Genomic DNA, 13,647 nt, shown 5'->3' with positions numbered 1-13,647 from the left:
TTGTGTCGTCGTCGATTTGAAGGATCTGGCCGGTTCGCGGTCAAGACAGGAGCGTCACAATGACGCTGAGACAAGTTCGCACCGAGACCGAACAACGATCCGCACCGCCCGATCACACGCCACGACTGCGCCTGAAGCCCAAGGCGCCCCACAGTGGGCATGTCGACGGGGCATGGTGGCCCCGCAGCGGCGACCTCGCCGCGGAGCTCCCAGATCTGCTGGCGGTGCTGTCGGTTCGGCTCGGGCGCATTGACCGCGTGCTCTACAACCTCAATGAGTGGTCGGATTCCGCCCCGAAGTTGGACACGGGCGGGCGACTGGTACGGCTCGATGGATACCTTCGGCAGCCGACAAACACGATCGAAGTACTCGGCCTCACCGGTGGCAGGATTGTTCTACTGGTGGTACCGCCGTATACCGACTCCGATCTTGCCCACGAGGCGATGATGACCGCGGCCGCACCCAATGACACGTCGATGGTCGGCAACCTGCTCGGGATCGGCGCGCAGGAACAACAAGGCCCGAACACCTGTTACCACCCGACATTTCGCAGGCGTGTCCGTAGGTTTGCAAGCTGACCGGAAATGTCGCGAGCACAACGGGGTTTACCGCTCCGGTCTACGCTTGACGCCATGGCCGACCACGACCGCGCCGCCTCGCGCCGCGAGATCACCGATGCCCTGATCGCCGCGCTTGACCGTCGCCATGAGGTGCTCGACGCGATCGTGGACGCCGAGAATCGGGCCGCGGCCGTGGATGCGGTTGCAACGCTGCTCGGCATCACGCCGTTGGGCGCCGAGGCGGTGGTGGGGATGCCGCTGCATCGACTGACCAAGGACTCGCGTCAACGGATCGCCGCCGAACTCGACGACCTCAACAGCCAGCTCACCTTCACGCTGATCGAGCGGCCAGAGAGCTCCGGCCAGCACCTTGTACTGCGGCCGTTCTCCAGCAAGACGGACCGGGACCTCTTCGGGGCGCGGACGACCGATATCGGTGCCGCGGGCGACGGCTCCGGCAGCCCTGCCGGAAGTCTCGATGACGAGATCCGCTCGGCGCTGGGGCGGATCGACGCCGAGGACGCGGTGTGGCTGGTCGCCGAAAACGGAACGCAGACAGTCGGAATGGTGTTCGGCGAGCTGGTCGACGGCGAGGTGAACGTTCGGGTGTGGATTCATCCGGAGCACCGACAGCACGGTTACGGTACTGCGGCGCTGCGCAAGGCGCGGTCGGAGATGGCGGGCTATTTCCCCGGTGTGCACATGGTTGTTCGCGCACCTGGCGCTACCGGATAGGGGTTGAACTGCGCACCAAGAATTCTCCAAGGCGTCAGTCGCAGGCTCCGCGTGACCGGCGACGGTCGGCATCGTGAAAGGGAGAACGATGAAGCGACTAACTGTGGGGCTTGCAACCGCTTTGTTGGTGTCGGGTGGGCTGGTCGGTCTTGGAGCGGGAATCGCCAACGCAGACGACGATTGTTCGCCGCCCACGCGGGTCAATGGCATGTGCTACGGCCCAAATCACTGGTGCCCAGGGGATTCCCTTTTCCACTTGACCCAGAATCACATTTACAACCCGGTGACCTGGGACACGAACGTGTGCCACACCTACTGGCATGTCGCCCCCGAGGACGCCAACCAGGGCCAAGGCATCTATGAGGGTCCCAATCCTCCGCCCCCTCAAGCTCCTCCGGCCCCCGCGCCTCCCGGGCTGCCTCCGCCTCCGGGTATGTGCTGGGCGATGTGGATTCCCGCGCCCTGCCCCAACGGCTAGGCGCGAGAGAGAAACAATGACCGAGACGCCCCAGGATCTGCCGTCACCGGACGACTTCCGCAGGAAAGCGGCCCACGTCGACCGTGAATTCGCCGACGCTCGCCGATACCTCAGGGCACTATCGGCCGATGACAATCAGGCACTCAGTGCGGTGATGTCCGAGATCCACCGCAGCGGAAGGGCTTTGAAAGTCTTGGCTGCGATGGCGGTACTGGCCGTCGACTTCGCCCAACTGTCAGCCGACCGCCTCGGCGTCGACGTCCGAGACTGGCTTGATGACGCCCCGGTGGCTCAGGACACCGCCGAGAACGAGCGGGACGAATCCGAACTCGGCGGCGAAGGATAGCCCGAACGCCGCGGACTGCGAAGGCGACTTTTTGGCTGATTCGATGAGGGCAGCGCGTGTTAGCTAGTTCGATTGATCACGCTGTAGCCTCGCTCGGCGTATGGGAAGCCGTCGAGCCCGGTGTCTTCGGGCGAACGGTGCCGGTAGTAAGCGCGAATCTCGGAGATCAACCCACCTTTGAACACGTACCACTCCGCGCCGTGCACGATGTAGCGTTGGCCGTCCTGGGTCGAGGTCCAGCGCATGCTCCACTCGATGACGGCCTCGTCGTCGCAGGCAATTGCGTGTTCGACATTCCATTCGGCACTGATGATGCGCACGGTCTTTCGCCAGAACCGCCCAAGGTGCTCGGCACCATGCACCGGGGCTGCTCCCGGCTCGAGCATGTACTGGGTGACATCAGCAGTGCAGCACGCGACCACACCGTCTACGTCGCCCGCAGTGCAGGCACGGTAGTACCGCTGGATCGTGTCGATGTGGGGGTCGTTCCGAAGTTGTTCAGCAGCTGTGGGCACGGTTGAGTCCTGACTTTGCAGATCGAGCGATTCTCGCAAATGTAGTAAGTCGCCAACGCGCTGCGTCGCAGAAGCCGTCTTCCCGGTTCACGCTGAGGTCGCGGCCAGCGACCTTCGGCGAGCGCCTGTGCGACTGCGAATGCAGTGACTAGTTCTCCGGTTCGCGGCGCTTGATCCGCAGCGTGGCGGTCGCAGGAGAGATCTGCTCCGTCGCGGGCGCCTCGAGCACGGTCGTCGAATCTTCTTTGATCCGAGCGATTCTCGGCATGCTCGACGCTTGTGGGTGCCGCGCGATCGTGGGCGGCGCGGTCGGCTCAGCGGTGGGCGGCGGTGGCGGCGGTGCCGATGCGACCGGTGTCTCGCGTCGACGCCCCAGATACGCGGCCAGCGGACCGGTGAACAGCATGGCAATCAGCACGGTCAGGCTCAGCGCACAGATCACCACGTCGAACGTGCTGGTGATCTGCTGGGCCAGGTTGTTGCCGTAGATCGCGTCGGGCGCTGACGCGGCGTAACGCGGGGCAAGCGCGAGACCGATGGCCAGATTCGCGACCGTGAAGACGAACAAGACCCCGCTGAAGGCCGCGATCACGGTCGGCGCCGGGTCGCCCTTGCCGAGTTGGCGATGCAGCCACGTCGCAATCACGCCGGCGACAAGGTTGAACGCCGTCATCGCAGCGCTGTCGAACAGGGCACGCGGCAGATCCAGCGATAACGCGATCAGGTAGTCGACGACCCGCAATGCGGCCGCGGCGAATGCCCAGAACGCGATGAGGGTCAGACATTTCTGCGCAGCAGAGCGGTAGGCGCCCAGGGTCGGCGGCTTGATCAGGAAGACGGCGTACAGCGTCGTCGGGGCGACGATCGCCGCGGCCGCGGCCCAGAACAGGTAGCCCTCGTAGCCGACGGCGGCCGTCGACGTGTTCTGTGCGATGCCGTGAAAGGCGTCGATATCGCGGCCAACGGGCAGGATCCACACCAGAGTGGCGGCGAACGCAGCCGAAGCGCCAAGCGCGGTTGTGGACAGTCGTGCGGCGGCGGATTTCTCGATGAGCCAGCGTGACGCGATGACCAACGCGATCATCGCCTCCGCGCCGTAGAGCAGCGTCGTGATGATGACGGCGGCATCCTGACCGCCCAAGTCGACATCCGTCACGAATAGGTAGCGCAATCGCCAATAGACGTTGAACGCAACCGCGAGAGTCGCGAGCGCAATCGACACCGCACCGAGCAGCCGGGCGACCGCGTACCAACGTCGAAAACGGTTGTCCTCGATAGTGATACTGGTGATCGGCGGCTGTGCGGCCAGCATCGCGCCGCCGATACCGACGATCAAACCAGGCCCCACACCAGGCGGCACCAAGCCGGTTCCGCCGTCGCGAACCGTCTGCACAAGGTGGTAGCCCACAAAGCAGATGGCGACTATCGCGTAGGGCAGGCTCAGCAGCAACCGGATGAGGCTGGTGCGTCGAACGTCGGGCTGCGGGCCGTTCAGCCGCAGCGGCCCGAAGTGTGGCGCCAACGCAGCGGCCAGTGCCAGCAGCGTGACCACGACGACGAGGCCGAAGAGCAGGCCATCGCTGCCGGGGACGCCGAGGCCGAAGACGAGGCTCCACGGCAGGAGCAGCGCCAGGACGAGCAGGCCGACCGCCATGCCGTCGCGCATGATGTTGGTGCGGGCGGGCACATAGCCGACGCGGGGCGACCGGGCGACGGCGGGCGCGGCGGTAGTTGGCACCGCGACGGTGGCCGGCGCGTCGTAACGCGAGTCGCTCACGTGGCGATTTCCTCTCTGAGTGGCGCGAGGGGTCGCCACTTAGGGTGCTCATTTTTGCTCTCGGGCACAAGCAACGTTGTGAAAGGGTGGAGTCGTGGATGTAGTCGTCGGGGTAGCGGTCACCGGACGGGTGGCGCGCCTGGCGATGGTCGGCGCAGGTGGTCAGGTGTTCGACCAGTACGCGCTGGACCTGCCCGACGATGCGATGACCGACCTGGCCGAGACCATCGTGGGCACCTATCGCGAGGTGGCCGACTCGGGCAACCGGGTGGCTGCGACGCGACTGTGCCTGCCCGACCCGGCCGCCGCCGAGACGCTGCGGCAGACCGTCGTGAGCGCGGGAGTGCCGAACGTCGAAGCGGTCGGCGAGGCCGAGGCGGCCGCGGCGCTGGCCCGGCAGATGGGCGCGGACGCCGCGTTGTTGCTGGCCGACGACGACACCGTGTCGCTGACGGTGGTCGGTGAGGACGAGGAGTCGAAGTCGGTGTTGGCGTCGGTGCCGATCGGCGCGGCGGGGGCCGCGGTCGCATGCGCGGCGGTGTTGCAGAGCGTGCCTGGCCCCGAGGTCACCCGGATCATGCTGGTTGGTCAGCGGCTGGACTTGAATTCCATTGCAGCAGAATTGAGTTCGACGGCGCCGCTGGAGGTGCCGCCCGATGCGAGCTATGCGATCGCGCGCGGTGCGGCGGACACGGCGCAGGAGTCCGGCTATCCGGCTGGGGCCGCGACGATGATGGCGCCGGCCGCCGCGGAGGCGACGTTGATGGCGTCGGCGGTCAGCGATGCGACGTTGATGGCGCCCGCGGCCGCGGAGGCGACGCAGATGGCGCCGTCGGCGGATTCCGCGGCAGTTGGGCCGCAGCTGGCGTACTCACAGGAGGAGCCCGGCGAGTACGAGCTGCCCTTTGAACAGCTCGAGGAGTTCGTCCCGGAGCTGGAGGACGAAGAGGCGTATACGGCGATGATCGCGCCTCCGCCGCCGAGAACAGTGCTCATGGGCAGTGCCCTGGCGTTCGTGGTGGTGGCGTTCGCGACGCTGGCGGTTTCGGTCGCGGTGACGATCCGGCCTGCGGCAGACGTGCAGGCACAGCCGGTGCAGGCCATTCAGCCGGAGACCGTGCCGGGGCGCTTCCTGCCGCAGGTGCCGCACGAACCGGATCCGGTGGCGCTACCGGTCGCGGTGGTGTCGCCTGCGCCCGCGGCCCCGGCCCCGGCCCCGAGTGTGGGGATCAACCGCGGGCCGAACAGCGTCGCGCCGGAGGCTCCGGCCCCGCAGCCACCGCCTCCCGCGGACGGTCCTGCGCCGGAGGTGCCGGTGGTCCCGATTCCGCCGGTGATCCCGTTCCCGCCGTTCAACCAGTTCCCGCCGCCGACGTTCACGACGACGGTGACGTCGACGCCGACGACCACCACGACGACGCCGACGACAACGACGACCACACCGACGACGACCACCACGACCCCGACGACCACGACCACACAGACGACGACAACCACCACGTCGTCGGAGGCGCCGCCTCCGGTCATCGAGAAGACCGCGCCACCGGTGACGGTTGCGCCGCAGCCCGAGTCGCCGGTGTCGCAGGCGCCCGCATACGTCCCGCCGGCAGCGCCCGCGTACGTTCCGCCGGCCGTGGCGCCGGAGCCCGCGCCGGCACCGGCGCCGGCTCCGGTGATCGAGAAGCCGGCGCCTGCTCCGGTGATCGAGGCGCCGTCGAGCGGTGGCGGATCATCAAGCGGCAGTGGAGGTTCCGGCTCGGCGCCGGTGACGACGATCCCGCTCTCGCCGTAGTTCGTTCCTGTGAATCTGCTGGACGGGGAATAGAAACTCGCGCATCTGGGTTTCCGGAGCACGTGCCCAGACCAGTAGCGAACCCCGCGTCCTTGTCGTCAGCCGTCCTCGGGCAGCGCTGATGCGGCAGGGACCTCTAGCAGGGCGATATCCCGCCGTGGCCGCCATGGTCACGCTCGCCTTGATTCCTTACCTGGCGCTGTCGGCGGCGATCGACCCGCTTGTCCCGATCATCTGCAGGGACCTGCACATGACGGCGCAGACCATGAGCCTGAGCTCGGGGTTGGGGAACGCGGCGTATGCAGTGGGCACGGTGCTCGCGGTCCAGTTCGCCCAGCACCTGCCGCAGCGACGGATGCTGCTCGGCTACGCGGTGGTGCTCGTCATCGGATCGGTGTTGACCGCGTCCGCGCAGAGCGCCGGCATGTTCATCGGCGGTCACGTGCTGCAGGGACTGGCGACGAGCATGCTGCTGATCGCCGCCGCGCCGCCGTTGACCATCGGCTTTCCGAGGGACAAGCTGCGCAACACCGCGGTGATCATGAACATGTGCGTGTTCGGGGCCGTCGCGATCGGTCCGTTCATCGGGGGTGCGCAGGCCGAAGCGCACGCGTGGCGGCCGCTGTTCTGGATCGTCGCCGCGATCGCGTTGTTGGCGTTGGTCATGGCGGCGTTGACGTTCGAGGACGCGCCGCCCGCCGATCGCGATGCGCCGACGGACTTGACGGCCATCGCGTTGGCGACGGTCGGATGTACGGCGGCGTTCGTCGGCGCCGCACAGCTCACCACGCACGGTCTACACGACATCGCCGCGACGGCGCCCATGCTCGGTGGTCTGGCGCTGATCGTGGTGTTGATCGTCTACCAGTTCAAGGCACAGCGGCCGCTGCTGACGATCCGCACGATGGTGACGAGTGCCATCCCTGTCGCCGGTGTCGGGGTGGCGTTGTTCGCGGCCGCGGCGTCGATTGCCGCGACAGCGCTGACGGCCAACGTGTTGTTGCAGAGCTTCAGCCCGGTCGAGGTCGGTCTGCTGTATCTGCCCGAACTCGGCGGGGCCGTCGTGATGGCGGTGGTGTTCGGCTTCGTCATCACCCGTCGCGCGATGCACTACCTGCCGCTGGTGGGCATGGTGCTGCTGGCCGCGGGAATCGTGGTGTTCTGGTTCGCGCTTCCCGCGAATGTGCCGCTGGCGCTGCTGGGTTCGGGGTTGACCGGTCTGGCATTGGGGGCGACGGTGGCGCCTGCGCTGTTCGTTGCGGGCTTCTCGCTGCAGTCGGCGAGCCTGCAGAGGGTGTTCGCGATCATCGAATTGCTAAGGGCGGTAGCCGCATTCATGGTGGCACCGATCCTGGCCCACATCGCCGACGCGCTGCCGGGAGACTTGAATGCGGGCACGCGCGTCACGCTGTGGATCGGTTTCGGGTTGGCGATCGGTGGAGCGGTGTTCGGCGTGATGATCTATCTGCTCAGTGGTGCACGACCTCAGACACCGGACCTCGACGAGTTCCTCGACGGTGATTCGCCTGCCTGGCATTCGCCGCCGCTGCTGGCGCGGGTCAGGGGTCTGCCGTCGGCAGGCGCACCGGTTGGTCGCGTTGCACCGCCGCCCGCGCTGCAGCCGACGTCTACCGGTCCGGTGGTATTCGCCTACGACGGAACCGATCTCGCGCAACGGGCCATCGAGCACGCGGCGGATCACTTCGCGGCGGGCCGATGCGCGGTCGTCGTCTGTGTCTGGCAGACCGCCGACGTCGGGTTCACCCCGACCGACTCGACGCACTTCGACGCCGACAAGGCCACGCAGGTACGGCAGGCCGCCGAGAGGACGGCCGCGCACGGGGCATCGGTGGCGGAGCGCGCCGGTTTCGAGGCGCAGAGCATGGCGGTGGAAGCGGCGCCGACATGGAAGGGCATCGTGTCTGCCGCCGACGACCTCGACGCGAGCGTGATCGTGCTTGGCCCGCACCGGCGCAGCGGAGTGCTGGGTCACCTGCAGGGCAGCGTGGCGTCTGCGGTGATCGCGCACACCAACAAGCCGGTGTTCGTCGTGCCCGAAGGCAGCAACGGCCGCTTGGTGACGCCCGAAACTAGTTCAGCGCGAAATGGTTTCGAACCAGCTCGACGCTGAGCGGAAAGTCGATCAACGCGGTGAGAAGCACGCGGCTCAGGTCCTCGACGGCAACAGGTGATTCGACGCCGCGGTTGGCCAGCAGGGTGCCCAGCCATGCCGCCGTCTCCGAGACGGTGCGCGGATCGTTGGTGAGCAGGGCCGCCGACACGGCGTGCAGCGTGTGTGGCACCGCATCGCGCGCGACGGCACGCAGTGCCGGGTCCGCTCCCACAATCCATTGGCGGGCAACCTGATCGGTGAGGCGCAGATGGTCTAGTTCCAGAGCCGCCTGTTCGGCGGCCACATCCGCGGGCAGGGGAGCCACCGCAGACACCACGACGGGCAGACTGGCGGCGGCTTCGACGGCGCTGCGAGCGTCGGACGCCCACGCCGTGGAACCCAGGGCCTGCGCGCGCAGGGCGTCGACCCCGAAAGCCGCTCCGCCGACGACGGTAGGAACACCGGCCGAGGCGCTGGCTTCGATGAACCGTCGCGTCGTCGGTAATGCGCCGAGCACCGAACAACTCACGGCCACCGCGTCGGGGCCGATGTCGTGGATGTACTGGCTGAGGCGCAGCGGCGAAGTGGCGGGTCCGAGCGCCGTCGTCTGCCAGCCGTCGGCGCGCAGCGCACAGTCGATGATCGCGGCTGGCAGCCAATGCCATTCGCGCTCGGCGCAGGTGACGATGATCTGCCCGCGGGTGACCGGCGTCTCGGCGATCCGGGCCGCGACGATTTCCGTTGCGGCCGTTGCCATTGCGGTGGCGGCATGCTCCTGCGCCACTGTCCATTCGCCCCGCTGCCATCGCTCGCCGATAGCGCGTTGAGCGGCGGCGACGACTCCGATCAGGATGTCGAGCGGTTCACACTGGCTGTCGAGCAGTTCCTCGGTCAGCGCGACAACGGCCTGCCGATCACCGTCAGCGACCGCCTGCTCATAGCGTTGCAGCACACCGGCTAGCTCGAGCATGTGACCGCGAGAAGCGCCATGTCGTCGTGAGCGCGGCCGTCGAGGTATTCCATCACGTCGCGTTCCACCGCCTCGCATACCGCCTCGGGCGCGGCACCCGCGTACGCGGGCAGCAGCGAATGCAGCCTGTCCATGCCGTACTGGCCGGTGGCGCCGCGCGCTTCGTCGATCCCGTCGGTGAACATCAGCATGGTGTCGCCGCGGTCAAGACGCAGAGTCGCGGTGCCGTAACGCATTTCCGCGACCAAGCCGACAGCCATCCCGTAGACGTCGACCTGCTCCACGCGGCCGTTCGCGCGCAGCACCAGCGGTGCGGGATGCCCGGCGGTGGCGAGGTCGACGTCGACGTGGGTGCCGTCGGGGTGCGGACGCAGCCGGGCGCACAGCACCGTCACGAATTGTGGCGAACTCGACCGATGCAACACAGTGTTCAACGCGCTCAGCACGGCGGCTGGATCGTGGTCGAAATATGCTGCAGTGCAGATACTTTGGCGGGCCTGCCCGGTTACTGCCGCCGCCTCGATACCTTTACCGCAGACGTCACCGAGCACGACGAGCCAGTCGTCGTCACGGCCGGTGACGTCATAGAAGTCGCCACCGATGTCGAAATGCTCGGCGGCCGGACGGTATCGGGCCGCCAGCCGGACACCTGCGATGTCGGGCAGTGCGGGCGGACGCAGATGGCGCTGCAGGGTCGACGCGACACCGGCTCGTTCTTCGTAGAGGCGTGCGGAATCCAGCGCGAACGACGCCCGAGCGGCGATGCGTTGGGCGAAGGCGATGTCGTCTGCGTTGAAGCCGAAGTTCGCCCGGCGCAGCAGCACCAGCACACCGAACGTGGCGCCACGCGCGGTCAGCCCGAAACCCAGGGCCTCAGCGGGCGCCAGCGCCATGGCTGATCGAAGGAACGGATCGACGGGGACCAGTCCCGAGAGTTCACTTCCCTCGATCTGTTCGGTCTGGCCGGTGGCAAGGATGCGACTCAGTGGCAGCCCATCCAGGCGGGCGCGGGTGACGACGACCCCACCGGGCTCGGCGTCGCCCACCATGACGAGTTCACCGGAGGTGCTGTCGGGCACGACCACCATCGCCCAGTCGGCGAACCCGGGTTGGATCAAGTCGATCAGCTTCAGTGCGGTGCGGCGGACGTTGAGCGAGCCGCTCAAGTCGACGGTGACCGCTTCGGCCAGTTGTTCACGGGTGCGAACGGCGCTGACCTGCAGAGGAGCGTGGCTGCCAGTGGGCGTTAACGACACAAAAACCGACCTTCTCCCGTGCGGGAATCGGATGAGGAGCGAAATCGTCAGCTCCGCGGAGATCCGTAAGAGAAGGCTGGCAACTCAACCTCAGTATCTAGGCTACCTATCCGGCCCCCATTTTCACGAAAGAGAAAATTCTTCTACCCATCCCGCATCGATTGTGCATCGAATCACTTCTGGCGGGGTACACACCGTCACCACCGCACACCAGGAGGAATCTGCAGATGAACATGCCCAAAAGCCACACCTTGTCCGCCCGCGTCAGTGCGCGCACCTACCTACTGGCCGGCTTATCGGTCGCGGGAGCAGCCGTCATTGCAGCCGGGCCGGCAGCACCGCACGCCCAACAGCCGCTGCAAGCGGCCGTCGCACCGGCCGCCGCCACCGCACCGGCGGTCGTTGCCGCAGTGCCTGCGGCGGCGCCGGTGACGGATTACAAGGTCGCCGCCCCGCAGCCGGTCGCCGCAGCGCCCGCGGATACGGGCATTCAACTGAGTCTGCTGACGGGCTCGCCCAACCTCGGTGCGAACAACACCGGCGTCTTCAACACCGGGCTGTCGAATCAGGGCGTCGCCAACACGGGGGCATCCAATGTGGGCAACTTCAACATCGGCGTCCGCAACACCGGCGACTTCAACATCGGCTTGGCCAACGAGGGTGACTTCAACATCGGCATCCGCAACCGCGGCGACTTCAACGTCGGCGCGCTGAACGACCGAGTGCGCAACTTCGGCGTCGCCAACTCCGGCAAGCTCAACGTCGGCATCGGAAACACTGGCACCGGGAACATCGGCTTCTTCAACACCGGTGACTACACCATCGGAGCATTCAACATCGGCCTGCACTACGCCAAGTCGCCGACCACGACGACGACCGGCAACAAGGTGACTCCCCAGTCGACCGCCAAGGAGACGGCGGACACCGACAGCTCCACTACTGACAGCAAGCCGACCACACCCAAGCGCACATCGAAACACGCTGCCGCCGACAAGAAATGAGACGCGAGTCCGCGGCCACGCTGCTGGCCGGTTGCGCCGGCGTGGCCCTTGTGGTCGGCTCGATGGTGGCGTTCAACACCGCACTCGGTGACATCGCCCGCGCCACCTCGGCCACCCAGACACAGCTGACGTGGATCGTGGACGGCTACACGGTAGCGCTGGCGTGCCTGCTGTTGCCTGCCGGTGCGATCGGCGACCGCTACGGCCGGCGCGCCGCGCTGCTTGGCGGCCTCACCGTTTTCGCTCTCGCATCCGTGGCTCCGGCGTATGTCGACAGTCCGGCGGCGATCGTGGCGTGGCGCGTAGTGGCCGGCGCGGGCGCGGCGTTCGTGATGCCTGCGACGCTGGCGCTGATGGGGCAGGCCTTGCCGCGCCACCAGCGCGCCAAGGTCGTCGGCCTGTGGGCCGGCGTCGCGGGGTGCGCAGGAGTGGTCGGCATGGTGGGTTCGGCTGTGCTGCTGCAGTTTTCGGACTGGCGTGTCATCTGCTGGGCGCTCGGGGTGGCGGCGGCCGTGGTCGCGGTGATGGCGCGCTCGGTGCCGCGGTCGCGTGACCCCGACGCGCCGCCGGTCGACTGGCCGGGTTCTGCGCTGATCGCCGCTGCGATCGCGGTGGTGGTGATGGCGCTTCTCGACGCCCCGCACCGCGGCTGGGATCATCCGCTGACAATCGCAGGGTTGGCGGCCGGCCTCGGATTGGGTTGGCTGTTCGTCATCGTCGAGCGAAGGCGTCCAATGCCATTGCTGGACATCGCATTATTCGCCGATGCACGATTCTCGGCCGCGGTGGCCACGGTGATAGCGCTGTTCGCGTCGACGTTCGCGTTCTTCTACCTGGCGATGCAGTACGCCCAATTGACGTTGGGATATTCGGCGCTCACGGCGGCGCTGGCGTTTGCCCCGTTCGCGCTGCCGGTGGTGGCACTATCGGCGCTGTCGTTCCGCTTTGCGCCACGCCTGGGCCTGCAGTCGGTACTGGCCGCCGGCCTCGGCCTGATTGCGGTGGGGTTCGCGAGTATGACTCTGCTGCAAGCAAATTCACCATACGTGCGGTTGGCGGTGACGGTGTTGATCATCGGGTCGGGCATCGGGTTGTGCACGGCGTCGGCTACCGCGGCGATCATGGGCGCGGTGCGAGACGAGCGGCAGGGGCTGGGATCCGCGGTCAATGACGCGGCTCGCGAGATCGGCGCCGCGATCGGTATCGCCGTCGCCGGTTCGGTGCTTGCGGAGCGCTACACGCACGTCGTCACATCGCGGCTGCCGTTGCTTCCGGAGCCGCTGCGGGCGACGGTTACCGAATCACCAGGCGGGGCGCTGCAGATTGCGGACGCCTTGGGAGCCAACGGTGTACGGATTCAGGAGGCGGCTCTCGAGGCGTTTCTGACCGCCACCCACAGCGCCGCCTTTGTGCTTGCGATAGCGGCGGGTGGCGCTGCGGCGTGGGTCGCGTGGCGCACGCCTGCCAGATCGGAAAGGATCAATGATGATAGACAGATTGACGAAACCGCTTGTTCAGGCCGCTGAGTCGGCGGTGTCAGTAGTGGGCATCCGTACCGTCGAGGAGCCGGCGCACAGCTCAGAGCAGTTGACCAAGCAGGTGCAGATCCGCCGGTACGGTCCGCGGATCGCCGCAGAAACGGTCGTGGGCGGTGACGAGGTATCGGCGCGCAGTGAAGGCTTCCGCCGGCTGGCCGGCTACATCTTCGGACGCAACCGGGACCGTATTCACATCGACATGACGGCTCCGGTCGGTCAACAGATCGCGATGACGGCACCGGTGAGCAGTACGTCGTCGTCATCGGGCTGGGTTATCCGGTTCTATATGCCTGCGGACTTCACGATGGAGTCGCTGCCGGTGCCCGACGACGATCGGGTCCGGCTGGTGCCTGTGCCCGCGGAATCGGTTGCGGCGCTGCGGTTCAACGGCGTTGCGAGCGCGGCCGCGGTCGCTGAGCGCACCGCCGAATTGCGGGAGGAACTGCAGGCCTATGGCTTCGAGGCGGCGGGGCAGCCGGCGACGTGGTTATACGACCCGCCGTGGACCCTGCCGTTTCGCCGTCGGAACGAGATCGTGGTGCCGATCCTGGAGTCCGCTGAATAAG

12 protein-coding genes are annotated in these 13,647 nt (G+C 67.2%); 8 read left to right on the top strand and 4 right to left on the bottom strand.

Annotation, left to right across the window (positions count from 1 at the left end):
- The first annotated feature begins 59 nt into the window (after positions 1 to 59).
- The 3 genes from GGC64_RS25120 (at position 60) to GGC64_RS25110 (ending at position 2,119) form a co-directional block, all read left to right on the top strand.
- Positions 60 to 578 (top strand): DUF5994 family protein, encoded by a 519-nt coding sequence (locus GGC64_RS25120; RefSeq protein WP_192725311.1) that lies wholly within the window; start codon positions 60 to 62, stop codon positions 576 to 578.
- 54 nt (positions 579 to 632) lie between these two features.
- Positions 633 to 1,295, top strand: a complete 663-nt coding sequence (locus GGC64_RS25115) for a GNAT family N-acetyltransferase (protein ID WP_192725310.1) — start codon at positions 633 to 635, stop codon at positions 1,293 to 1,295.
- A gap of 494 nt (positions 1,296 to 1,789) precedes the next feature.
- Positions 1,790 to 2,119, top strand: a complete 330-nt coding sequence (locus GGC64_RS25110) for a hypothetical protein (protein WP_192725309.1) — start codon at positions 1,790 to 1,792, stop codon at positions 2,117 to 2,119.
- A 59-nt stretch (positions 2,120 to 2,178) separates the two neighbouring features.
- Here GGC64_RS25110 and GGC64_RS25105 read toward each other — a convergent pair whose 3' ends face one another.
- Entirely contained in the window at positions 2,179 to 2,634 is a 456-nt protein-coding gene (locus GGC64_RS25105) for a nuclear transport factor 2 family protein (protein WP_192725308.1), read from the bottom strand.
- 148 nt (positions 2,635 to 2,782) lie between these two features.
- Positions 2,783 to 4,411, bottom strand: a complete 1,629-nt coding sequence (locus tag GGC64_RS25100; protein ID WP_192725307.1) for a hypothetical protein — start codon at positions 4,409 to 4,411, stop codon at positions 2,783 to 2,785.
- A gap of 94 nt (positions 4,412 to 4,505) precedes the next feature.
- Between GGC64_RS25100 and GGC64_RS25095 the strand changes: the two genes are divergently transcribed.
- On the top strand, positions 4,506 to 6,203 hold the full coding sequence (locus tag GGC64_RS25095) for a hypothetical protein (RefSeq protein WP_370582316.1): 1,698 nt from the start codon (positions 4,506 to 4,508) through the stop codon (positions 6,201 to 6,203).
- Positions 6,204 to 6,324: 121 nt separating this feature from the next.
- Positions 6,325 to 8,334 carry an MFS transporter gene (locus GGC64_RS25090; RefSeq protein WP_192725306.1) on the top strand — a complete coding sequence of 670 codons (2,010 nt, stop codon included), beginning with the start codon at positions 6,325 to 6,327 and terminating at the stop codon, positions 8,332 to 8,334.
- Here GGC64_RS25090 and GGC64_RS25085 read toward each other — a convergent pair.
- Positions 8,294 to 9,286, bottom strand: coding sequence for a B12-binding domain-containing protein (locus tag GGC64_RS25085; protein WP_192725305.1), 993 nt, complete (start codon positions 9,284 to 9,286; stop codon positions 8,294 to 8,296). The genes GGC64_RS25090 and GGC64_RS25085 overlap by 41 nt on opposite strands.
- Complete coding sequence (locus tag GGC64_RS25080) at positions 9,274 to 10,542, bottom strand: PP2C family protein-serine/threonine phosphatase (protein WP_370582315.1); 1,269 nt, start codon at positions 10,540 to 10,542, stop codon at positions 9,274 to 9,276. The genes GGC64_RS25085 and GGC64_RS25080 overlap by 13 nt, the downstream gene beginning before the upstream one ends.
- 227 nt (positions 10,543 to 10,769) lie before the next feature.
- On the opposite strand from GGC64_RS25080, the gene GGC64_RS25075 reads away from it, so the two are divergent.
- The 3 genes from GGC64_RS25075 to GGC64_RS25065 are packed head-to-tail and all read left to right on the top strand — an operon-like array spanning position 10,770 to position 13,646.
- Positions 10,770 to 11,543: a hypothetical protein gene (locus GGC64_RS25075; RefSeq protein WP_225952459.1), complete on the top strand. Its 774-nt coding sequence runs from the start codon at positions 10,770 to 10,772 to the stop codon at positions 11,541 to 11,543.
- Positions 11,540 to 13,069, top strand: coding sequence for an MFS transporter (locus tag GGC64_RS25070; protein ID WP_192725304.1), 1,530 nt, complete (start codon positions 11,540 to 11,542; stop codon positions 13,067 to 13,069). Before GGC64_RS25075 ends, GGC64_RS25070 begins: the two co-directional genes overlap by 4 nt.
- Positions 13,029 to 13,646, top strand: coding sequence for a heme-binding protein (locus tag GGC64_RS25065; RefSeq protein WP_192725303.1), 618 nt, complete (start codon positions 13,029 to 13,031; stop codon positions 13,644 to 13,646). Before GGC64_RS25070 ends, GGC64_RS25065 begins: the two co-directional genes overlap by 41 nt.
- Position 13,647 lies beyond the last annotated feature (1 nt).

Source organism: Mycobacterium sp. OAS707, from assembly GCF_014873705.1.
GTDB lineage: Bacteria > Actinomycetota > Actinomycetes > Mycobacteriales > Mycobacteriaceae > Mycobacterium.
Note: the sequence above shows the minus strand (reverse complement) of the source record. Positions and strands in the feature narration are given on the sequence as shown.

Bases quoted from the DNA above. Each gene is read 5' to 3' on its own strand.
- GGC64_RS25110 (WP_192725309.1), top strand. From the start codon at position 1,790: ATGACCGAGACGCCCCAGGATCTGCCGTCACCGGACGACTTCCGCAGG.
- GGC64_RS25070 (WP_192725304.1), top strand. From the start codon at position 11,540: ATGAGACGCGAGTCCGCGGCCACGCTGCTGGCCGGTTGCGCCGGCGTG.
- GGC64_RS25075 (WP_225952459.1), top strand. From the start codon at position 10,770: ATGAACATGCCCAAAAGCCACACCTTGTCCGCCCGCGTCAGTGCGCGC.
- GGC64_RS25065 (WP_192725303.1), top strand. From the start codon at position 13,029: ATGATAGACAGATTGACGAAACCGCTTGTTCAGGCCGCTGAGTCGGCG.
- GGC64_RS25120 (WP_192725311.1), top strand. From the start codon at position 60: ATGACGCTGAGACAAGTTCGCACCGAGACCGAACAACGATCCGCACCG.
- GGC64_RS25115 (WP_192725310.1), top strand. From the start codon at position 633: ATGGCCGACCACGACCGCGCCGCCTCGCGCCGCGAGATCACCGATGCC.
- GGC64_RS25085 (WP_192725305.1), bottom strand. From the start codon at position 9,286: ATGCTCGAGCTAGCCGGTGTGCTGCAACGCTATGAGCAGGCGGTCGCT.
- GGC64_RS25090 (WP_192725306.1), top strand. From the start codon at position 6,325: ATGCGGCAGGGACCTCTAGCAGGGCGATATCCCGCCGTGGCCGCCATG.